At 69.7% G+C, this 21,615-nt stretch carries 20 protein-coding genes and 1 tRNA gene; 15 read left to right on the forward strand and 6 right to left on the reverse strand.

Annotation, left to right across the window (positions count from 1 at the left end):
- Nucleotides 1–383: 383 nt before the first annotated feature.
- From dnaA to recF, 3 genes are all read left to right on the forward strand, one after another.
- Nucleotides 384–1,751, forward strand: a complete 1,368-nt coding sequence (gene dnaA, locus B0A89_RS08740) for a chromosomal replication initiator protein DnaA (protein WP_085377810.1) — start codon at nt 384–386, stop codon at nt 1,749–1,751.
- 92 nt (nt 1,752–1,843) lie between these two features.
- Entirely contained in the window at nt 1,844–2,962 is a 1,119-nt protein-coding gene (dnaN, locus tag B0A89_RS08745) for a DNA polymerase III subunit beta (protein ID WP_085377811.1), read from the forward strand.
- A 10-nt stretch (nt 2,963–2,972) separates the two neighbouring features.
- A complete protein-coding gene (recF, locus tag B0A89_RS08750) occupies nt 2,973–4,055 on the forward strand; it encodes a DNA replication/repair protein RecF (protein ID WP_085377812.1) in 1,083 nt (360 codons plus the stop codon).
- A gap of 123 nt (nt 4,056–4,178) precedes the next feature.
- Here the strand turns inward: recF and B0A89_RS08755 are convergent, their stop codons facing one another.
- On the reverse strand, nt 4,179–5,957 hold the full coding sequence (locus B0A89_RS08755; protein ID WP_085377813.1) for an adenine deaminase: 1,779 nt from the start codon (nt 5,955–5,957) through the stop codon (nt 4,179–4,181).
- 59 nt (nt 5,958–6,016) lie between these two features.
- On the opposite strand from B0A89_RS08755, the gene recO reads away from it, so the two are divergent.
- Nucleotides 6,017–6,778, forward strand: a complete 762-nt coding sequence (recO, locus tag B0A89_RS08760) for a DNA repair protein RecO (RefSeq protein WP_085377814.1) — start codon at nt 6,017–6,019, stop codon at nt 6,776–6,778.
- A 47-nt stretch (nt 6,779–6,825) separates the two neighbouring features.
- Here recO and B0A89_RS08765 read toward each other — a convergent pair whose 3' ends face one another.
- Nucleotides 6,826–7,251: an META domain-containing protein gene (locus B0A89_RS08765; RefSeq protein WP_169712152.1), complete on the reverse strand. Its 426-nt coding sequence runs from the start codon at nt 7,249–7,251 to the stop codon at nt 6,826–6,828.
- Between the two features lie 129 nt (nt 7,252–7,380).
- Nucleotides 7,381–9,009: an acyl-CoA dehydrogenase family protein gene (locus B0A89_RS08770; protein WP_085377816.1), complete on the reverse strand. Its 1,629-nt coding sequence runs from the start codon at nt 9,007–9,009 to the stop codon at nt 7,381–7,383.
- A gap of 176 nt (nt 9,010–9,185) precedes the next feature.
- Here B0A89_RS08770 and B0A89_RS08775 point away from each other — a divergent pair, with 176 nt between their 5' ends.
- The 3 genes from B0A89_RS08775 to B0A89_RS08785 are packed head-to-tail and all read left to right on the forward strand — an operon-like array spanning nt 9,186 to nt 11,514.
- The gene (locus B0A89_RS08775) at nt 9,186–9,947 is read left to right on the forward strand and encodes a sulfite exporter TauE/SafE family protein (RefSeq protein ID WP_085378855.1); all 762 of its coding nucleotides are present in this window, start codon (nt 9,186–9,188) and stop codon (nt 9,945–9,947) included.
- 2 nt (nt 9,948–9,949) lie between these two features.
- A complete protein-coding gene (gene dapE / locus B0A89_RS08780; protein WP_085378856.1) occupies nt 9,950–11,095 on the forward strand; it encodes a succinyl-diaminopimelate desuccinylase in 1,146 nt (381 codons plus the stop codon).
- Complete coding sequence (locus B0A89_RS08785) at nt 11,092–11,514, forward strand: GNAT family N-acetyltransferase (protein WP_085377817.1); 423 nt, start codon at nt 11,092–11,094, stop codon at nt 11,512–11,514. Before dapE ends, B0A89_RS08785 begins: the two co-directional genes overlap by 4 nt.
- Nucleotides 11,515–11,794: 280 nt before the next feature.
- Here B0A89_RS08785 and B0A89_RS08790 read toward each other — a convergent pair whose 3' ends face one another.
- Complete coding sequence (locus B0A89_RS08790) at nt 11,795–14,386, reverse strand: OmpA family protein (RefSeq protein ID WP_085377818.1); 2,592 nt, start codon at nt 14,384–14,386, stop codon at nt 11,795–11,797.
- 280 nt (nt 14,387–14,666) lie between these two features.
- Between B0A89_RS08790 and infA the strand changes: the two genes are divergently transcribed.
- The 8 genes from infA (at nt 14,667) to B0A89_RS08830 (ending at nt 20,829) form a co-directional block, all read left to right on the forward strand.
- A complete protein-coding gene (gene infA, locus B0A89_RS08795) occupies nt 14,667–14,885 on the forward strand; it encodes a translation initiation factor IF-1 (protein WP_085377819.1) in 219 nt (72 codons plus the stop codon).
- Between the two features lie 10 nt (nt 14,886–14,895).
- Entirely contained in the window at nt 14,896–15,495 is a 600-nt protein-coding gene (locus B0A89_RS08800) for a Maf family protein (protein WP_085377820.1), read from the forward strand.
- Nucleotides 15,492–16,559 carry a ribonuclease E/G gene (locus B0A89_RS08805; RefSeq protein ID WP_085377821.1) on the forward strand — a complete coding sequence of 356 codons (1,068 nt, stop codon included), beginning with the start codon at nt 15,492–15,494 and terminating at the stop codon, nt 16,557–16,559. The genes B0A89_RS08800 and B0A89_RS08805 overlap by 4 nt, the downstream gene beginning before the upstream one ends.
- On the forward strand, nt 16,559–16,738 hold the full coding sequence (locus tag B0A89_RS08810; protein WP_085377822.1) for a DNA gyrase inhibitor YacG: 180 nt from the start codon (nt 16,559–16,561) through the stop codon (nt 16,736–16,738). Before B0A89_RS08805 ends, B0A89_RS08810 begins: the two co-directional genes overlap by 1 nt.
- 71 nt (nt 16,739–16,809) lie before the next feature.
- Nucleotides 16,810–16,885, forward strand: a tRNA-Phe gene (locus tag B0A89_RS08815).
- Nucleotides 16,886–17,284: 399 nt separating this feature from the next.
- Entirely contained in the window at nt 17,285–17,956 is a 672-nt protein-coding gene (locus B0A89_RS14640; protein WP_157115295.1) for a hypothetical protein, read from the forward strand.
- Nucleotides 17,957–17,967: 11 nt separating this feature from the next.
- Nucleotides 17,968–18,189: a hypothetical protein gene (locus tag B0A89_RS08825; protein WP_085377824.1), complete on the forward strand. Its 222-nt coding sequence runs from the start codon at nt 17,968–17,970 to the stop codon at nt 18,187–18,189.
- 42 nt (nt 18,190–18,231) lie between these two features.
- Nucleotides 18,232–20,829, forward strand: coding sequence for a penicillin acylase family protein (locus tag B0A89_RS08830; protein WP_085378857.1), 2,598 nt, complete (start codon nt 18,232–18,234; stop codon nt 20,827–20,829).
- Nucleotides 20,830–21,169: 340 nt separating this feature from the next.
- On the opposite strand, the gene B0A89_RS14645 is transcribed toward B0A89_RS08830, so the two are convergent.
- Both B0A89_RS14645 and B0A89_RS14650 read right to left on the reverse strand, forming a co-directional pair.
- Nucleotides 21,170–21,343: a hypothetical protein gene (locus tag B0A89_RS14645; protein ID WP_157115297.1), complete on the reverse strand. Its 174-nt coding sequence runs from the start codon at nt 21,341–21,343 to the stop codon at nt 21,170–21,172.
- A gap of 66 nt (nt 21,344–21,409) precedes the next feature.
- Nucleotides 21,410–21,589 carry a hypothetical protein gene (locus tag B0A89_RS14650; protein WP_157115298.1) on the reverse strand — a complete coding sequence of 60 codons (180 nt, stop codon included), beginning with the start codon at nt 21,587–21,589 and terminating at the stop codon, nt 21,410–21,412.
- Nucleotides 21,590–21,615 lie beyond the last annotated feature (26 nt).

A 21,615-nucleotide genomic window follows, 5' to 3' on the forward strand; every position in this document is an offset into this window, starting at 1 on the left:
CGTCTGCCATGGGCCAGATTCGCGGCGCAAACAGCCTGTCAAGTTGATAGTTCAGTTGCAGGGTCTTTGCTGTTGGCGATAGCTTGATCCAAGCGATTCACCTCGCGACATGGGAAGACGGTCCAGGACAGGCGCTTTTACGCCTCGCCGGACGATGCGCCTGGCAACCGGCGCCTGGCTTGGCCGGGCACGGGCAACCGACGCAAGCCCGCTCCGGCTGCCACCGGATGCAGGCGACCCGGAACAGAGCGATGGGGCCGGTCAGGCCCGCGGCCCCGTATTGCGCGGCTGGTCGTCCTGTTGCCGTTCCCTTGTCGCGGGCCGCGGAACGCAATGGCCTGCCGGCGTTCCCGGCGGGGACTGGGGACAAAGGAACGGACGGAATGGACAAGCTGTGGGCGCAGGCGCGGCCGGAACTCGAGTCTCTGGTCGGTGCCAACAACTACGTCACCTGGCTGGCGCCCCTGAGCCTGCGCGCCATCGAGGGCGGCGCAGCCGACATCGCCTGCCCGACGCGGTTCCTGTCCGACTGGGTGTCCCGCCATTATGCACGCCCGATCATCGACGCGCTGACCGCGCAGGGCGCGGCCGTCGAGCGCGTGACCTTTACCGTCGCGGCCGCCCCCGCGGCTGCGGCCCCTGCCGGGCCTGCGGCCGCGGGCGCGCGCCCCGCCGCCCCCGCTCGGCCCCGGCCCGCCCCGCGCGAGGACGAGCTGTCCGCCCCCATCGACACCCGCTTCACCTTTGACAATTTCATCGTGGGCAAGCCGAACGAGCTGGCCCATGCCGCCGCCCGCCGCGTGGCCGAGGGCGGTTTCGTGACCTTCAACCCCCTGTTCCTCTATGGCGGGGTGGGCCTGGGCAAGACCCACCTGATGCACGCCATTGCCTCGGAACGCCGCAGCCGCGACCCCGATGCGCGTGTTCTCTACCTGTCGGCCGAACAGTTCATGTACCGCTTCGTCCAGGCGCTGCGCGAACGCACGGTCATGGATTTCAAGGAACTGTTCCGCACCGTCGATCTGCTGATGGTCGATGACGTGCAATTCATCGCCGGCAAGGATTCCACGCAGGAGGAATTCTTTCACACATTCAACGCGCTGGTCGATCAGGGCAAGCAGATCGTGATTTCCGCCGACCGCGCGCCGGGCGAGATCAAGGATCTCGAGGACCGGATCAAGTCGCGCCTGTCCTGCGGCCTGATCGTGGACCTGCATCCCACCGATTACGAACTGCGCCTGTCGATCCTGCAATCCAAGACCGACCTGTTCCGCGCCACCTATCCCGGCTTGCAGATGGGGCAGGGCGTTCTGGAATTCCTGGCCCACCGCATCACCTCGAATGTGCGCGTGCTGGAAGGCGCGCTGCAGCGCCTGTTCGCCTTTGCCAGCCTGATGGGCCGGGAAATCGACCTGGACATGACGCAGGAATGCCTGACCGACATCCTGCGCGCCTCGGACCGCAAGGTTTCGGTCGAGGAAATCCAGCGCAAGGTGGCCGAACATTACAATATCCGCCTGTCCGACCTGGTCGGGCCAAAACGGGTCCGCACGCTGGCCCGGCCGCGGCAGATCGCCATGTATCTGGCCAAGCAGATGACCAGTCGCAGCCTGCCCGAGATCGGCCGCCGCTTTGGCGGGCGCGATCACACCACGATCATGCATGGCGTGCGCAAGATCGAGGAGCTGTGCGCGGCCGACAACAGCCTGGCCGAGGATGTCCAGCTGCTGCGCCGGGCGCTCGAGGCATAGGGCGCGCGCCCGCTTGACCCTTGACAGAGAGTGGCGAAACTGAACATGCCGCCGCCGGCGACGGCGCGACGACATCCGGAAGGCAGGGCAAGATGAAGTTCTCGATCGAAAAGGCGGTGCTGGTCAAGGCGGTGGCGCAGGCCCAGTCGGTCGTCGAACGGCGCAATACCATTCCCATCCTCGCCAACGTGCTGATCGAGGCCGAGGGCGACCGCGTCAGCTTTCGCGCCACGGACCTGGACACCGAGGTGGTGGACCAGGCCCCGGCGACGGTGGAGCGGCCCGGCGCGACCACCGTCAGCGCGGCGCTGCTGAACGAGATCGCGCGCAAGCTGCCGGACGGCGCTCTGGTCAACATCGCCGCCGACAGCGCGGCCAACCGCCTGACGGTGCAGGCGGGGCGCACCAATTTCAGCCTCGCCACCCTGCCGCGCGAGGATTTTCCGGCGATGGCCTCGACCGAATATGCGGCGAACTTTGCTGCCAAGGCCACGGTGCTGCGGCGGCTGTTCGACAAGTCGCGCTTTGCGATCTCGACCGAGGAAACGCGCTATTACCTCAACGGCGTCTATATGCACGTCGCCGAAGAGGGCGGGGCGGCGACGCTGCGCTGCGTGGCGACCGACGGGCACCGGCTGGCCCGGATCGACGCCGAACTGCCCGAGGGCGCGGCGGGGATGCCCGGCGTGATCGTGCCCCGCAAGACGGTGGCCGAGCTGAAGAAGCTGCTCGACGACGACGAGGCCGAGATCGCGGTTTCGGTGGGCGAGACCAAGATCCGCTTTGCCACGCCCACGATCACCCTCACCTCCAAGGTGATCGACGGCACCTTTCCCGACTATACCCGCGTGATCCCCAAGGCCAACAGCCGCCGGCTCGAGGTTGACGCCGCCGATTTCGCCCGCGCGGTGGACCGGGTGGCGACGGTCAGCAGCGAACGCTCGCGCGCGGTCAAGCTGGCGCTGGATGAGGATCGGCTGGTGCTGTCGGTCAACGCCGCCGACGCGGGCGCGGCCGACGAGGAACTGGCCGTGGCCTATGCCGACGAGCCGCTGGAGATCGGCTTCAACGCCAAATACCTGCAGGAAATCGCCGCCCAGATCGACCGCGAGAACGCGGTGATCCTGTTCAACGGCGCAGGGGACGCCGCGCTGATCCGCGAGGGGGGCGACGAATCAGCCGTCTATGTCGTCATGCCGATGCGGGTATGAGCCGCGCGGCTTGACCCTTTCCCGGCTGAGCCTTGCGCAGTTCCGGTCCTGGCCGCGGCTGGCGCTGGACATCGACGACCGGCCGCTGGCGCTGTTCGGGCCGAACGGCGCGGGCAAGACCAATATCCTCGAGGCACTGTCGATGCTGTCGCCGGGCCGCGGGCTGCGCGGGGCCGTCCCGGCCGATCAGGCGCGGCAGGGGGTGGAGGCGGGCTGGCGCATCCGCGCCCTGCTGGGCGATCGGCAGGTCGAAACCGGTGCCGGTCCCGGCGAAGCGCGTGCCGTCCTGATCGACGACAAGCCGGTTCCCCAGGTGGCGCTGGGCCGGCTGGCGCGGCTGATCTGGCTGACGCCGGCGATGGACCGGCTGTGGACCGATGCGCCCGAGGCGCGCCGGCGCTTTCTCGACCGCCTGACGCTCAGCTTTGCGCCCGATCATGCCGAGGCGGCGCTGGCCTATGACAAGGCGATGCGCGAGCGCAACCGCCTGCTGCGCGACGAGATCCGGGACGAGCGGTGGTATCGCGCGCTGGAACGGCGGATGGCGGATGCGGGCGCGGCGCTGACCGCCAACCGCGCGCAGGCGCTGGACCGCATCGCCGCCGCCCAGGCCGGCGCGCGGACCGGCTTTCCCGCCGCGCGTCTGGCGCTGCTGCCGGGCGAGGGCTCTTCGGATGATCCCGATGCGGACAGCATCGCCGACCGCCTGGCAGGCACCCGTTCCCGCGACATGGCGGCGGGTCGCACGCTGACCGGCCCGCACCGCGCCGATCTGGGCGCCTGGTGGGGGCCGCAGGACATGCCGGCGGCGCTGTCCTCCACGGGTGAGCAGAAGGCGCTGCTGTTGTCGCTGATCCTTGCCAATGCGCGCGCCCTGGCGGCCGAGCGGCCGATCCTGCTGCTGGATGAGGTCGCGGCCCATCTGGACGCGCACCGGCGCGCGGCGCTTTATGACGAGATCACGGCGCTGCCCGCGCAGGCCTTCCTGACCGGGACCGGACGCGAGCTTTTCGACGCCTTCGGCCCGCGCGCGCGCTATCTGTCGGTCACGCGCGAGGGCGCCGTCTCTCGCGCGGCCGAGGAGGATCCCTGATCCATCCCCGCGCGGGCGGCCTTCACCCGCCCGTTCCGGGCGCTCAGTGCAAAGGGTCGCCTCAGGCCAGGGGTTCTTCTGCACTCAAGTATCCCAGGTCCGGGGCAGGGCCCGGTCCGGCGGTCACGCCATGACGACCTCGGTCAATGCGAACCGCGTGACATCGACCAGCCCCAGATCCGAGATCCGCAGCTCCGGGATCACCACCAGCGCCAGCAGGACATGCTGCATGATCGCGTTGTTCATGGTGCAGCCGCAGCTGCGGATCGCCGCGTTGACCGCCTCGGCCGCGGCGGCGACCTCGGCTGCGGGGGCATCCGACATCAGCCCGGCAATGGGCAGCGCGACATGGGCAAGCTCGGCCCCATCCCGGAACACCGTGATGCCGCCCTGCAAATCGGCCAGCCGGTTCGCGGCCATCGCCATGTTCTCGGCGCAGCTGCCCACGACGATCATGTGGTGGCTGTCATGCGCGATGGTCGAGGCAACGGCCATCCGCCCCCGATAGCCGAAACCCGACACAAAGCCGTTCACCACCCCGCCTGTGCCGCGGTGCCGCTCGACCAGGGCGATGCGGGCGATCTCGCCCCCCGGCACGACCTCGCCATCCTCGATTGGCAGCGTGGCGCGCAGCGCCTGTGTGGGGGCCTGGTTCTCGACCACGCCGATCACCCTGACCTCGGCCCGCGCGCCCGACGCGGGCACCCGGAAATCGGCGGCTGCCAGCCGGCGCCCCAGATGAACCGACCGGCGGGCGCTGTGCGGCCAGTCGATCCGGGGGCAGTCCACCAGCAGGCGCCCGTTTTCCGCCACGACACGCCCCTGCGCGACCACCACCTCGACCGGCAGCGCGCTCAGGTCCGAGGTCAGGATGACATCGGCCCGCCGCCCCGGCGTGATCGAGCCGAGCTCGCGTTCCAGCCCGAAATGCCGCGCGGTGTTCAGCGTCGCCATGCGGATCGCCGTCAGCGGCGCGCAGCCGCAGGCGATGGCATGGCGCACCACGCGGTCCATGTGCCCGTCATGGACCAGCGTTCCGGCATGGCTGTCATCGGTGCACAGGATGAACCCCGACGGGTCCAGCCCCCGCTCGGTGACAGCGGTGATCTGCGCCGCAACATCATGCCAGGCAGAGCCGTAGCGCAGCATTGCCGCCATCCCCTGCCGCACACGGGCGATGGCCTGGTGTTCGGCCACCGTTTCATGATCATCCGCGGCGCCGCCTGCGACATAGGCCGCAAAGGGGCGGCCCAGATCCGGGCTGGCATAGTGCCCGCCGACCGTCTTGCCGGCCGCGCGGGTTGCCGCGATTTCGGCCAGCATGGCCGGATCGCCCGCGGCGACGGCGGGAAAGTTCATCATCTCGCCCAGGCCGATGATCCCGTCCCAGCCCATGGCCTGCGCGACCTCGCCGGCGGTGATCGGATGGCCGGTGGTTTCCAGCCCTGGCGCCGAGGGCGCGCAGCTGGGCATCTGCGTGAGCATGGTGATCGGCTGGATCAGGCTTTCGTCGCGCATCAGCCGCACCCCATCCGGCCCCAGCACGTTGGCGATCTCGTGGGGGTCGTGCATGATCGTGGTCGTGCCGTGCGGGATGACGGCGGCGGCAAAGCCGGCCGGGGTCAGCATCCCCGATTCCACATGCATATGCGCGTCGATCAGCCCCGGCACCATGAAACGGCCGGCCGCCTCGATCACCTGGGTATCAGGGCCGATATTGGCACCGGCATCCGGGATCACGCAGGCGATGCGCCCCCCGGCAATGGCGATGTCGTGGCCGGGCAGCAGCTCGCCCGTATGGACATTGACCCAGATGCCGCCGCGGATCACCATCTCGGCCGCGGCCCGCCCCGCGGCGACCTCGACCAGCTGTCCCTGCACCGCGCCCCATTCCCTTGCCATCGGCCACTCCCTGTTCAATCCCCGCAGCTTGCGGCAGGCTGGGCGGGAAAGGAAGCGGGATGGAATGGGCGGGCGAGGCGAGCGTGATCGCGCGGCGCAGGCATGGCGAACATGCGGTCATCCTGACCGTGCTGACACGCGATGCGGGGCTGATCCGCGGCATCGTGCCGGGCGGGGCATCGCCCAGGCGCGCGGCGATGTCCCAGCCGGGCAGCCGTCTTGCGGTGCGATGGCGGGCGCGGCTGGACGACCAGCTGGGCGGCCTGACGATCGAGCCGGTGCGCGCCCGGCCGGGCCTGATGGCGGACGGGCTGGCGCTGGCGGGCCTGAACGCGGTGACGGCGCTGATCGCCTGGGCGCTGCCCGACCGCGACCCGCATCCGCGGCTGAGCGACGCGACCGAGGCGCTGCTTGACGCGATGGATGCGGGCGCCGGCTGGGCGGACGACTATCTTCGCTGGGAGCTGCTGCTGCTCGACGAGCTTGGCTTCGGCCTGTCGCTGGACCGCTGCGCGGTGACGGGCGCGCGCGCGGGGCTGGCCTATGTCTCGCCCCGGACCGGCCATGCCGTGACGGCCGAGGGCGCGGGGGCTTGGGCTGCCCGGCTGATCCCGCTGCCTGCGCCGCTGAACGGCCCGGCGGGGGGCATGGCCGAGGCGCTGGCGCTCAGCGGCCATTTCCTGGGCCGCGTGGCCGAAAGCCATGTCGGCCGCCCGGTGCCGGCGGCGCGCTCGCGGCTGGCGGCGCGGCTTGGCAAGCGTCTTCTGCACGGAAATATCCCGGGGTCCGGGGCAGGGCCCCGGTCCGGCGGTCCGCCGTGAAAGGGGCCGCGCGGCGGCGGCCTGTCCCCTGCCGCGCGGCCGTGCGATCAGTCGCCGGTGCGCTCGGCGGTGATCCAGCCCAGCGGGCTCTTGACCTTCAGCACGCCGCCTGCCCATTCGATTTCATTCGCCTGGGTGATGGCGTTCAGGAAGCGCCCCTCAAAGCCCTTGTGCCCGCAGGGATTGTCGGTCCAGGTCATGTTGGACACCTGGAAGGCGGGCAGCGTGGCGGCATTCACCCCGGTATAGGTGTTGCACGGGCCGTTGCCCGAAAAGGCGTTCTTGGTCAGGCGGATGGTCGCATCGCGGGTCGGAACGGCCTCTTTGCCAAAGCCGACGACGGTATAGGTGCCGAAGGGGATGCCCCCTTCAAAGCCCTTTCCCTCGTCCCCCGGTGCGGGCTGCTGGGGACCGCATGAGGCGAGGGCGGCAAGGGTGGCCGCGGCGGCAGCGGCGCGGACGACAGAGATCATGACAACATTCCCCACGAACATCTCGAAACTTTCCCGCCGCCGATGACATCTGCGCGGCGCGAAGTCCATGCACGCCAGCGCGAGGCGGCTTTCCTGCCACAGGGCCGTGCCTTTGGGGCAACGCCGCGATCATCCGAGCAGGCGGCGCGCGATCACCTGCGCCTGAATTTCGGCAGCCCCCTCGAAGATGTTGAGGATGCGGGCATCGCACAGCACCCGGCTGATCGGGTATTCCAAGGCAAATCCGTTGCCGCCATGGATCTGCACCGCGTTGTCGGCCGCGGCCCAGGCCACGCGGGCCCCCAGCAGCTTGGCCATCCCCGCCTCAAGATCGCAGCGCCTGTCATGGTCCTTGGCCCAGGCGGAATGATAGGTCAGCTGCCGGGCGATCATGATCTCCACGGCCATCAGCGCCAGCTTGTCGGCCACCCGCGGAAACTCGATCAGCGCCTTGCCGAACTGCCTGCGATCCTGGGCATACTGCATCCCCATCTCCAGCGCCGACTGCGCCACGCCGACGGCGCGGGCGGCGGTCTGGATGCGGGCGGATTCAAAGGTCTGCATCAGCTGCTTGAAGCCCTGTCCCGGCTGCCCGCCCAGCAGGTTGTCGGCCCCGACCCTGAAGCCGTCAAAGCCAAGCTCGTATTCCTTCATGCCGCGATAGCCCAGCACCTCGATCTCTCCGCCCGTCATGCCGGGGGTGGGAAAGGGATTGTCGTCGGTGCCGGGGGTCTTTTCGGCCAGGAACATCGACAGGCCGCGCCAGTCGGTGCTGTCCGGGTCGGTGCGCGCCAGCAGCGTCATCACATGGGTGCGGGCGGCATGGGTGATCCAGGTCTTGTTGCCGGTGATTTCCCACCCGTCCGGGGTGCGCACCGCGCGGGTGCGCAGCGATCCCAGGTCCGAGCCGGTGTTGGGCTCGGTGAACACGGCAGTCGGCAGGATCTCGCCCGAGGCCAGCGCCGGCAGCCATTTCGCCTTCTGCTCCTCGGTGCCGCCGCACAGGATCAGTTCGGCGGCGATCTCGCTGCGCGTGGCAAGGCTGCCGACCCCGATATAGCCGCGCGACAGCTCCTCGCTGACCACGACCATCGAGGCCTTGGTCAGGCCCAGCCCGCCATACTCCTCGGGGATGGTGAGGCCGAACACGCCCAATTCGGCCAGCTCGCCGATGATCTCTTGGGGGATCAGCACATCCCGCAGGTGCCAGCCATGGGCATGGGGGATCACCTTGTCGTCGGCATAGCGGCGGAACTGATCGCGGATCATGTCCAGATCCGCGTCCAGCCCCGCATTGCCGAAGGTCGCGCGGCCCTGATTATCCTGCATGAGCCGGACCAGATGCCGGCGCGCGGCCGGGCTGTTGCCGCCCAGCGCCGCGCGGGCGGCGTCCGTGGGCTGCCAGTCGATCCCCAGATCGGACAGGCGGGCGAATTCGGCCTGCGCCATCGGGATGCCGCCGGCGATCTGCGTCAGGTATTCGCCAAAGCCGATGGTCAGGATCAGCCCTTCCATCTCGCCGAAGGCGTCCCCCAGGCGATCGGCCCAGGCCGCAAGCTGGCGCAGCGATTCGACATAGGTCGCCAGCCAGGACAGCGCATGGGCCGCGTGCTGTTCGCATTCGAGCGCGGCGGCATCGATCCTGCTGCCGCCGACGCGCGATCGCAGCGCCTCGGCGGCGCGGTCCAGCAAGGTGTCCAGTTCGGGCAGAACCGCGCGGGCGGCGGCGGCGGTCAGCAGGGCAGGGGCATCGAACATCGCGGAATGATCCTGTCGCAGGTGTCACCCATCCTTGTAAGGCCTTCGCAGGCGCAGCGCAACGAACATGCAGTAATCGCATCCGCCTGCGCAGGATAGTTGCGCAGCCACCCGGACGGGCGGGCCGGATGCCGGCGGGCCTTGCCCTTGCCGGCGCAGCGGCTAGGCTGGCGCGGATGTTCGGCCTTGATCCCCAGACAGTCATGATGGCGGCTGCCGTCACGCTTTTTTCCGGGTTCGTGAAGGGCGCGATCGGCTTTGCCATGCCGATGATCATGATGTCGGCCTTCGGATCGTTCCTGCCGGCCCATATGGCGCTGGCGCTGCTGATCCTGCCGACGCTGGCGACCAATATACAGCAGGCCGGGCGGCAGGGGCTGCCCGCGGCGCTGGATTCGGCCCGCCGCTATAAATGGCACATCGCCATGGTCGCGGTCTTCATCTTCGTCTCGGCCCCCTTCGCGCGCATCCTGCCGCCCTGGCTGATGTATCTGGCGCTGGGCCTGCCCATCACCGTCTTTGCGCTGTGGCAGCTGGCCGGTGGGCATGTGGGGCTGGCCCCGCGCCACCGCCGTGCCGCCGAGATCTCCAGCGGCATCATCGGCGGGCTTTACGGCGGCATTTCGGGCATATGGGGGCCGCCGCTGATCGTCTATCTGCTGGCCATCCGGGCGCCCAAGCAGGAACAGATCCGCGTGCAGGGGGTCGTGTTCCTGCTGGGGGCGGCGGCGCTGACGCTGGCGCATCTGCGTTCGGGCGTGCTGAACGCCCAGACGCTGCCGCTGTCGGCGCTGATGATCGTGCCGGCCTTTGCGGGCATGCAGATGGGCTTTGCCGTGCAGGACCGCCTGGACGTGGCGCAATTCCGGCGCTGGACGCTGGTTCTTCTGGTGCTGACGGGGCTGAACCTCGTGCGCCGGTCCTTGATGATGGGATGATGATGACGACAGATGCCGCCGACCTTACCGCCCGCCTGATCCGCTGCCCTTCGGTCACCCCCCAGGAAGGCGGCGCCCTGACGCTGCTTGACGGATTGCTGCGGGATGCGGGCTTTCACACGGTCCGCGTGGACAGGGCTGGCACGCCCAATCTGTTCGCCCGCTGGGGCGAGCGGGGCGCGGCGCGCAGCTTCGGCTTCAACGGGCATACCGATGTCGTGCCGCCGGGCGATCCGGCAAGCTGGACGCATCCGCCGTTTTCGGGGGCGCTGGTTGACGGCATGATCTGGGGCCGGGGGGCCACCGACATGAAATCGGGCGTCGCGGCCTTCGTCGCCGCGGCCATCGACTTCGTGACCCGGACGCCGCCGCCCGAGGGTGCCGTGATCCTGACGATCACGGGCGACGAGGAGGGCGTCTCGCGCGACGGCACCATCGCCCTGATGGACTGGATGCGCGAGACGGGCGAGCGCATGGATGCCTGCATCGTCGGCGAGCCGTCCAACCCCGAAGTGATGGGCGAGATGATCAAGATCGGCCGCCGCGGCAGCCTGACGGCGACCTTCACCGCCATCGGAAAACAGGGCCATGCCGCCTATCCGCACCGGGCCAACAACCCGCTGCATGCGCTGGTGCGGCTGCTGGCGGGGCTGACGGCGCAGCCGCTGGACGAGGGGACGGGGCATTTCGACCCGTCGGGCTTGCAGGTCACCACCATCGACTGCGGCAACCCGGCGTCCAACGTGATCCCGGAAAAGGCGACGGCGGTGGTCAACATCCGCTTCAACGACAGCCATTCGGGCGACAGCCTGACCGCCATGCTGCGCGAGCGCGCCGCGGCGGTCGAGGCGGAAACCGGCGTGCGCATGAACGTCGAGGTGTTCGTGTCCGGCGAAAGCTTCCTGACCGCGCCGGGGCCGTTCGTGGACATGGTGCAGGGCGTCGTGGCGGAAAGCACGGGCATGCGGCCGGTGCTGTCCACCTCGGGCGGCACGTCGGATGCGCGGTTCATCAAGGATCACTGCCCGGTGCTGGAATTCGGGCTGGTCGGCGCCTTCATGCATCAGGTGGACGAGCGCGTGCCGGCCGATCAGGTCCGCCAGCTCAAGGACATCTACCAGGCCATCCTGACACGGTATTTCGCATGAAGATCACCGTCACCGACGACCTGGATGCCTGCATGGCGATCCGCATCAAGGTCTTTGTCGAGGAACAGAAGGTTCCGGCCGAACTTGAAGGGGACGAACACGATGCCGACGCCGTTCATCTGCTGGCGACCGCCGCGGATGGCCGGCCGATCGGCACTGCCCGTCTGCTGATCGACGGCGACAAGGCCAAGATCGGGCGCGTTGCGGTGCTCCGCGCGGCGCGCGGGACGGGGGCAGGGGCGGCGCTGATGCGGGCCGCGCTGGACGAGCTGCGTGCCCGCGGCGTGCGCATGGCCGGCCTTGGCGCGCAGACCCATGCCATCGGCTTCTACGAGCGGCTGGGCTTTGCGGCCTATGGGCCTGAATATGACGATGCCGGCATCCCTCACCGCGACATGACGCTGGATCTGCAGGCCTGATCGGTGCCGATGCCGGGCCTTGGGCCGGGCATGGAGAGAGCGCCGCAGACCGGGCGCGGGCCAAAAGGGGCGGAGCGGCGGAGGTGCCATGGCCTGGCACGCGGGCGGCGCCTTGCCCTGGAGGCGCCATGCCGCTGACAAGGCACCTGTGGACAGGCCGCGGCTTTGGCCCTGTATTCGCAGCAAGGGGCAGGGCGGCGCCTGTTCCAGTCGAGGCCGCGCCCCCGAGGCGCGCCCGGAACCCGAGGGCTGCGACGGCGCGCAGCCCTCGGGCCTGTCTTCAGTTCCGCGCCAGCAGATCGGTGATGCGGCGGACGGTGGCGCGACGGTTGGCGCGGACATCCCCTTCGCGTGCGATCTTGGGGAAGGCCTCGCCATAACCCTGCACGACCATGTTCTCAGGCGGAACCTGGAAGAATTCGGTCAGCGCCAGCGCCACCGATTCGGCGCGCCTGTCCGACAGGGCAAGGTTGGTCGCATCGCCGCCGGCCGTATCGGTATGCCCTTCGATCAGGTAGATTTCGGCAGGGTTTTCCCGGATGCTGTCGGTGATGACCCGGCCCAGCGAGGCTAGCGACTGGGCCTGGTCGGCCTTGATCGCGGCCGATCCGGTGTCGAAGGTGATCGACTGGATGTCCACGGGCGCGACAAGGGCGCGAACCTCGGGGATATTGCGGATCTGGCTCAGCGTGAAGGTGCGCCCGACCGCGGTTTCCCGGCGCAGCGCCTCGCGCAGGGCCAGGTCCGAAACCGGCTGGCCGGGCGGGACCGCCGCGGGCTGGGCGGGCGCGGGCAGGGTCGCCACGTCAACGGGCCTGACCGCCGCGGTCTCGTCGATCAGCGCCGTGGTGGTGCCGTCGGGGCGGATCACGGTGCGGCGCAGCACGCGCAGGTCGGCATCGCGGATGGTCACGACCTGGCTGCCATCCTCGCGGGTGACGACGGTGCGCGACGATCCATCGGCGAACTGCTCGTTCTGGACAGTCGAGCCGGGGCGCATCAGCAGGGCGTTGTCGTCCTTGATCAGCTCCTGGCTGCCATCGCGGCGCGTCACCACGACCCGGTCGCCCGTGTTGAGCGCGACCGCGCGGTTGTTGGACAGCACCTTCCCGACGACCATCCCCGCCAGCGCCGGCAGCACGATGCCCTTGAGCGCGTCTTCAAGATCGTTCCCGTCGTCGTTCCGGTCGTTCCGGTCGTTCCGGTCGTTCCTGCGGCCGTCGCTGTCCCAGCCGCGGTCATCGCGGCCGCCGACGACCACCGGGTCCGAGCCGTCCCGGTAGCGATCGCCCCCGCCGGTCACGACCCGGCCCTTGCCTGCCGCCGCCGCGGCGGCCGCATCATCAAGCGCGCGGCGCGCGCGGCCGTTCAGGTCCGTTGCAAAGTCCTCGGTCGCATCGCGGCTGTTCTCGCGCGTGACCTGCGTCTTGTCCCCGACCACGACCGGGGCAGCCCCCCCGACAAGGGCCGCCGCCGCGGGCACGGCCGCCGCCGCAGCCGCCTCGAGCGCGGCATCGGTCTTGCGCGCGCGTGCCTCGGGAATGGCCCTTGCAGCGGCCTGCGCCTCGGCAAGCGCGGCCTGAGCCGCGTCCTGGCGGCCCGGATTGCCCGGATTGCCCGGAACGATCACCGGGGCGCCGGCCTGCCCCTGGTCTGCCTGCCTGGAATTGCCCTTGCCGGGATCGGCCGCCGGCCCTTTCCCATCCGGCCCTGCATCATTCCGGCCGGGATTCTGCGGCCCTGACGGGATCACGACAGGCGCCGCCCGACCTTGCCGTTCGGCCAGGGCGCGGGCGATCTCGTCGGGCGACTTGCCCTCGGCCTGCGCCCTGCCGGGGGCCTTGTCTGCCTGCGTCGGGACGATCGCCGGGCCGGTTTTCCCCTCGCCATCGGCCGCGCCTGCGCCCTTGCCCTGCCGCTCGGCCAGGGCGCGGGCGATGTCCTCGGGCGATTTGCCTTCGGCCTGCGCCTTGCCGGGGGCTTTCTGGCTGGCCTTGTCCGCCTGCGCCGGGACGATCACCGGGCCGGTTTTTCCCTCGCCATCGGCCGCGCCTGCGCCCTTGCCCTGCCGTTCGGCCAGGGCGCGGGCGATGTCGTCGGCCTTTCCTGCCTCTGCCGGGGCGCGGTCCGCTGCGGCGCCCTTGCCCGGCGTGACGACGACCGGGGCAGGGCCGCGCCGTTCGGCATCCCGCTTTTCACCGTCCTGCCGCTTCGGCTGTTTTTCCACGCTGCGGGCGGCGGCGGGCTGGTCCGCCTTGTCGCGGTCCTGCTGTGCGGCTGCTTTGGCCCTGGTCTCGGCATCCTTGCGCGCCGGATCGCCTTTGTCGTGATCCGCCTTGTCAGCCTTGTCCGCCTTGTCCGCCTTGTCAGCCTTGCGCGGCTCGTCCCCGCCCGATTGCAGCTTCCTGTCGGCGCCGGGGGTGCGCCCGGCTTCTGCTGCAGGCAGGGTGGCGGCCGCCTTTGGCGCGGCATCACGGCCCGGTTCGGCTGGTGCCTTGCGCTTCGCCTCGGCCTTGCTGTCCTGCGATTCGGCTTTGCGCGCCCGCTCGGCCTTCTGCTGTTCGGCCCGTTTTTCCGCGCCGCCATCCTTGGGGTCGGCGGCCGCGCCGGGCTGGGCCTTTCCGGCCTTCTGCTCGGCCTTTTCCCGTGCCTTCTGCCGCGCCTCGGGTTCGGCCTTGCCCCTGCCCTTGCCCTCATCTGCGGGGACGACAACGACGGGATTGCCGCCGGCCTGGGCAAGGATCAGCCGTGCGGGGCCATCGCCCGCCGGGGCGGCGGCCTGCGCGGTGACCGGCTGCGCCAGGCTGATCGAGGGCAAGACAAGGCTGAGGGCGACGGTAAGGGCGGTGGTGTCGCGAAAGATGCGGCGCATGGCGGTTCCTGATCCTTGGGGGCGGGCTTGCGCCCAGGGGCGCGAACAGCCCGCCATGGCGGGGCGTTGCACAGCAAACCACACTGCCCGCCTGTCGTTCCTTGGACAATCGCGTGATCCGATCAAAAGCTGCGTGATTTTTTCGTGAGCAGCATCGCGCCCCGTCCCCGCCCGCCGTGCCGCGCCGCCTGCCGCATCGCGCCGTGCCTCTTGAAAAACGCGGGGTTTGGCGGCATATCGCATCGGTCCGCCGTCCCGCGGACGCCCTACAGGAGAGATCATGGCCAAGGAAGAGATGCTCGAATTCCCCGGCGTCGTGAAGGAACTCCTGCCCAACGCGACGTTCAAGGTCGAGCTCGAGAACGGCCATGAGATCATCGCGCATATGGCAGGAAAGATGCGCAAGAACCGCATCCGGGTTCTGGCCGGCGACAAGGTCCAGGTGGAAATGAACACCTATGACCTCAGCAAGGGGCGGATCAATTACCGCTTCAAGTGACGAAGGCAGGATGCCGCGGCTGGTGCTGGCCTCTGCCAGCCCGCGACGGCTGGAACTGCTGGCCCGCATCGGCATCGTGCCTGATGCGGTCGTTCCCGCCGATATCGACGAAACCCCCCGCCGCGACGAGCCGCCGCGCGATTACGTCGCGCGCATGGCCGCGCAAAAGGCCGCCGCGGTTGGCGCGGCCGTTCCTGATGGGGGCGGGCCCGCCGTCGTGCTGGCGGCCGATACCACGGTCGTCGCGGGGCGGCGCATCCTGGGCAAGCCCGCGCATGAGGTTGAGGCGGGCGCCTTTCTGCGCCTGCTCTCGGGCCGCCGCCATCACGTGCTGACCGCCGTCACCGTCCTGGCGGGCGGGCAGGCGCGTCATCGGCTGGTGGATACGACAATCCGTTTCCGCCCTTTGCCGCCCGCCGAAATTGCCGCCTATGTCGCCTCGGGCGAATGGCGCGGCAAGGCTGGCGGCTATGGCATCCAGGGCCGGGCCGGCGCCTTTGCCCCCTGGATCCAGGGATCGTTCAGCGCCGTCGTCGGCCTGCCCCTGGCTGAAACCGCAACGCTGCTGGCCTGGGCCGGCATCACGCCCCATGGGGATGAGCGCGCATGAAGGGTCGCCAGGTCGTTCTGGGCCGCCACTGGGGCGAGGAGGCTGCCGCGCTGATGGTGGACGGGCGGCTTGAGGATCTGCTGTTCGACCTGTCGGCGCTGACGCCGCTGCCGCCGGGCGCGATCTGCCGGGCGGTGGTGGATCGGCTGGTCAAGGGACAGGGCGGCGTCTTTGTCCGCCTGCCCGATGGCGAGCGCGGCTTCCTGCGCGATGCAAAGGGGCTATCCGAGGGGCAGGCGCTGATCGTTCAGGTCACGGGCGTTCCCGAGGATGGCAAGGCGATTCCGGTGACCCAGCGCGTGATCTTTCGCGGTCAGACCGCGCTGGCGACGCCGGGCGCGCCCGGCGTGAACGTGTCGCGCCGCATTCGGGACGAGGCCCGCCGCACCCGCTTGGCCGAGCTGGGCCAGGCCGCGCTGTCGCAGGCCGGCGATCCCCCCATGCTCGGCCTGGTGATGCGCAGCGCGGCGGCCGGCGCCGATGAGGCAGAGATCGCCGAAGAGGCCGCCGGCCTTGCCGCCTTGGCCGCCGAGGTGATGGCGGATGCCGCCGGCCGTCCCGAGCTGCTGGTCGATGCCGATCTTCCCTGGCGGGCGGCCTGGACGGACTGGGCCGACCCGCCCCCTGATTCGATCGATCAGGGTGATGACAGCTTCGAGGCGCATGGCGTGGCCGCCGCGATCGACGCCCTGCTGGACGAGGAGCTGGACCTGCCGGGCGGCGGCTTTGCGGTGATCGAGGCGACGCGCGCGCTGGTTGCGGTGGACGTGAATACCGGGCGCGACATGACGCCGGCCGCCGCGCTCAAGGCCAATATCGCGTTGGCGCGCGATTTGCCGCGCCAGCTGCGGCTGCGCGGCCTGGGCGGGCAGGTGGTCATCGACTTTGCCCCCAGCCCCAAGCGCGAGCGCGGCACCATCGAACAGGTGCTGCGCGCCGCTTTCAAGGCCGAGGGAACCGAGACGGTGCTGATCGGGTGGACGGCGATGGGGCTGTTCGAGCTGAACCGCAAGCGCGACCGCGTGCCCCTGGCCGCCGTCGCCGCCGCGGCGGGAACTGACTGATGCGCTGCCCGGTCTGTGCGCGCCCGCCCGATACGAAATACCGCCCCTTCTGTTCGCGGCGCTGCGCGGATCTCGATCTCGCCCGCTGGCTGCGCGGCGATTATGCCATTCCCGGCGAGCCGGCCTGCGGCCTTTCCTCCGACAGCCAGGGTGAAGGCCTGCGCGAGCGCGGGGAATGACGTTTTGCCTCTGGACAGCGCCGCGCGCCTTGTCTAGGAACGCCCCACCTGCGGGGCACCACCCCGCCGGCGCCCGGATAGCTCAGTTGGTAGAGCAGCGGATTGAAAATCCGCGTGTCGGTGGTTCGAATCCGCCTCCGGGCACCATGATTTCTTGTTGAGGTCAATGGTTGCCGGGTCTGTCCCCGCTGACCACACGCTGCCTCCTCAGGGTTTCCAGCGCGGTTTACCACTTTCCAATCGTGATCCCGGCGCGTTCCGTGCTTGCGCTTGCTGGGTTTTGCTTGGGCCGCAGACTTGCGGATCATCGCCAGCCTGCTGCGGCCAGTAGCGGCCTTGGCGCGGGCTTGATGCCTTGCGCGGGGTCAGGTCGTTCAGCCGATCTCCTGTGCCCGCCCGAACAGAGTCTCGAGAAGCTTCAGGATTCCATGGCCCTGGTGCAGGTTCAGGCGGTCGTGGCAGCTTTCCTTCAGATAGGTCAGGTAAGGGCAGTCGTTCGTGAAATCGCTTTGACAAACATGCGGTCATTATCATGGACTGCGATTCATGATCGTGAAGCAAGTCTCCCCGTCTCCTGACCTGTCCGGGTTGTTCCGCCGCCTGCAGGGGCCGCCGACCATCGCCCGCCTCGGCGAGGAATGGGTCCGGCCACGGTCCAGCAGCTTCAACCTGATCAAAGCCTCGGGGCTGCGCGGCGATCTGCGCGAGCTGGCCCCGCTGAGCGGCCATTTTCCCAGCCGGCGGCATTGCCAATTCATGCAGGGCATCATCCGCGCCGATGCGCCCGCCGGGCAAATCCACCCATTGCCGATGGATCTGGCCGACAGGACGAGGAAAGCCGCGGCGGCAGGCTTCATTCCATCGCATCCTGATAGATCAGATCGTGCCCGTCACTCGCGCTCAGCTGGATCGCCCTGCCGACTGCGAGGCCGGGGTTACGGCGGCAATCGCCCGCACAGGCCGGCGCATTGCCCACGGTTTCCAGACAGGGATGCGCTGACGAAGGCCCAGCGACGCCTTGCCGTGGCAATGGGCAGGGCCGGCAAGCCGATCGCCGGCACGGACCTGGGCCTGCCGACGCGGCTGATCGTCGGCGATGTCGCGCTGCGCCATGTGATGTGCCTGATCCGCTTGGCCCCCGCCGCCCCCCTGGCTGGCGGAGAGGCCGCAGCAGGCAATCCCCGTCAAAACGCCCATGCAGGCCGAGCCTGCGAATGATTGCCACTGTCATGACGTCACTGCTGATCGTGATGCTGCTGGGCGGCAGCCCGGCCGGTTTTGCACTGGCGGCCTTAGGCTTTCCGGGGCTCAGCCCGGTCCGGTCCGGCCCTGCCGCCGATGCGGCGCCTGCGGACCCGGGCAAGGCCGGCGGCGGCATCCGGCGCGGCAGCGCCCGGCCGGGTGAGGCAATCGACGATCTTGCCCCGCCCATCCCCGCCGGGCCGGGCTGACATTCCCTTTCACCACAGCAAGAAGAGATCCCCATGAAGACGATGCTGACACCCGGCCTGTTCGGGTTGGGACTGATCCTGGCCGGTTGGCCCGCTTGTGCCGAACTGCCCTCGTCGGTGCGGCGCGAGCAGGCCAGCGTGGCCGGGCTGGAACAGCCGGCCGAGATCATCGTGGACCAGTGGGGCGTGCCGCATATCTATGCCGGCACCGACCGCGACGCCCTGTTCCTTCAGGGCTTCAACGCGGCGCGCGACCGGCTGTGGCAGATCGACCTGTGGCGCAAGCGCGGCCTGGGGCGGCTGTCGGAAAGCTTTGGCCAGTCCTTCGTCGCGCAGGACCGCGCGGCGCGGATGTTCCTTTATCGCGGCGACATCGAAAAGGAATGGGCCGCCTATGGCCCGAACGGCAAGACCTATGCCGAGGCCTTCGTCGCCGGCATCAACGCCTATGTCCAGCAGGTGCTGGACGCGCGCCAGCCGCTGCCCGTCGAGTTCGAGCTGACCGGATCAAGGCCCGAGCTGTGGTCGCCCGAGGACGTGGTGCGCATCCGCAGCCACGGCCTGACGCGCAACGCCAGTTCCGAGGTGGCGCGGGCGCGGATGACCTGCGCCAAGGGGCTTGAGGCCGACCGGCTGCGCCAGAAGCTCGAACCCGAATGGACGCCGTCCATCCCCGAGGGGCTCGACCCCTGCACCATCCCCGAGGACGTGCTGAAGGATTATGAACTGGCGACCCAGAACGTGAAGTTCGAGGCGGCCAAGGCCGAAGGAGATGCCGCCAAGGCTGACGCGCCGGCCCCTGATGCGGCGGCCAAGCCCGCCGGGGGATCGGCACCCGCCGCTGCGCCGGCCCAGGCCGCAGGGGCGGCAGCCCCGGCGGCAGATGCCGCCCCCGCCGCCGCAGCGCCGGCCGGGCCTGCGCCGACGCACGAGAACAACCAGTCCTCGGGCGACAAGCGGTCCGATGCCGACCCGGCGTCGTTCCTGCGCGTCACCTCGGCCAACGTGCAGGAAATCGGGTCGAACAACTGGACCATCGCCGGCAGCCGCACCGAAACCGGGCGGCCCATGCTTGCCAATGACCCGCACCGGGCGCATGGCGTGCCCTCGCTGCGCTATGTCGTGCACCTGAACGGGCCCGGCATGTCGGTGATCGGCGCGGGCGAGCCGGCGCTGCCCGGCATCTCGATCGGGCACAACGGCAAGATCGGCTTTGGCCTGACGATCTTCGCCGTCGATCAGGAAGACCTGTATGTCTATGAGCTGAACCCCGAGAACCCCAACCAGTACCGCTACAAGGACGGCTGGGCCGACATGGAGGTGATCGAGGACACCGTCGCCGTCCGCGACGGCCAGCCCGAGAAGGTGACGATGAAGTTCACCCGCCACGGTCCGGTCCTGAAGGTCGACGAGGCCAACCACCGCGCCTATGCCTTCCGCAGCGTGTGGTTCGAGCCGGGCACCTCGGCCTATTTCGGGTCGGTCGACTACATGGGCGCCAGGAACTGGGAAGAGTTCTCGACCGCGATGGAGCGCTTCTCGGCGCCGTCCGAGAACCAGGTCTATGCCGATACCGAGGGTAATATCGGCTGGATCGTCGGCGCCATGTCGCCGTTGCGCCAGAACTGGGACGGGCTGCTGCCGGTGCCCGGCGACGGGCGCTATGAATGGGAGTTCCTCGACCGCAAGAAGCTGCCCTCGGTCTACAACCCGCCCGAGGGGTTCTTTGCCACCGCCAACCAGATGAACCTGCCCGAGGGCTATCCCTACAAGGAGAACAAGGTCGGCTTCGAATGGTCCGACCCGGCCCGCTTCGACCGCATCACCGAGGTGCTGTCCAAGGATGACAAGGTGTCGCTGGCGGATTCGATGGCGCTGCAGAACGATGATCACAGCATGGTCCAGCGCCGCATGGTCGCCCTGTTCAAGGGCCTGACCCTGCCCGATGATGCGGCGCAGGCCGATCGCGACGCGCTGGCCCTGATCCAGGGATGGGACGGGGTGACGGCTGCCGACAGCGCCGCCGCCGCGGTCGCCGAGGTGCTGCTCAGCAAGCATCTGGTCAAGACCGCCGGGCCGCGCCTGGTCGGCGATGACATGGCCAAGCTGCTGGGCCGCGGGGCGATCACCTCGATCGTCGACCTGCTCGACGCGCCCGATGGCCGCCTGGGGGCCGACCCCGCCAAGGCGCGGGACGAGATCCTCGCCAAGGCCCTGGCAGGCGCCGTCGCCGAGGTGACAGAGGCGCTGGGGCCGGACCAGAAGGCCTGGCGCTGGGGCGATCTGCACAAGGGCAAGTTCACCAGTTCGGTCGCGTCGCTGGCCCGGCCCGGTCTTGCCAGCCAGTTGAACGTCGGGCCTTTGTCGATGGGTGGATCGGCCTTCAGCCCGCGGGCCGCCAGCTATAACGACAAGTTCGAGGTCACCTCGGGCGCTTCGTTCCGCATGGTGCTGGATGTCGGCAACTGGGACGCAAGCCGCTTCATCAACACGCCCGGCCAGTCGGGCGATCCGATGAGCGCGCATTACCGCGATCTGGCGCCGCTGTGGGCCGCGGGCGATTATGCCCCGCTGGTCTATTCGCGGCAGGCCGTCGAGGCAGCGGCCGAAAAGGTCATCTCCCTGACCCCCGGCAACTGACGGGGCTGCGCCACGCGGCAGCTCGAGGGGCGGCCCGCCGCCCCCCGGACCCGCGGCGCCCGGCAGGCGAGGCGGAGTTGCCCGATCGCTGAGCCCTCTGGCGCCGGTGCGGGGCGCCTTGCGCGCCGCGACGGGCAATGCCCCGCGGCCCGTCCTGGGGCCCCGCAGAGATGTGCAGGGCGGCGGCCCGCGCGGCAAGATCGCCGCATGCAGGGCGCCGGGCCGCCAGACGGCGGCCACGCCTGGGCCACAGTCTCTCCACGCTCTCTCGACAATCGGCTGCGAGAGGGCAGGGCATGATCAACCTTGCCCTCAAATCCGTGCTGCATGGCTGGCGGCGCTATCTGCCGGTGGTGATCGCCGTCGGCATCTCCGGCCTGATGATGGTCGCGCAGGCGGCGCTGGCGATGGGGGCGTTCTCGCTGTCGGCCGCGCCGGTGCGGCTCAGCGCCGCCGATCTGTGGGTCGGGCCGGCCGACGCCAAGGCCCTGGACCAGAGCCGGGGCCTGTCCATGCTGGCGGTCGGCCGTCTGTGGCTTGACCCAGACATCGCCACGATCGAGCCCTATGGCGCGCCCGCCTATGTGACCATCGGCGAGACCGAGGAAACCGGCGAGTTCGGCACGGTCCTGGCCCTTGGCACCGGCGACGGGGGCATGGTGCTGTCGCGCGCCGTCAGCCCCGATCTGCGCCGCAGGCTGGCCGAGCCGGGCACCGTGGCGCTGGACAGGACCGATGCGCGAAGACTGGGCGTGGGCATCGGCGGGCGGATCAAGGTCAACCGCA

This window comes from Paracoccus contaminans, assembly GCF_002105555.1.
GTDB classification, from domain to species: domain Bacteria; phylum Pseudomonadota; class Alphaproteobacteria; order Rhodobacterales; family Rhodobacteraceae; genus Paracoccus; species Paracoccus contaminans.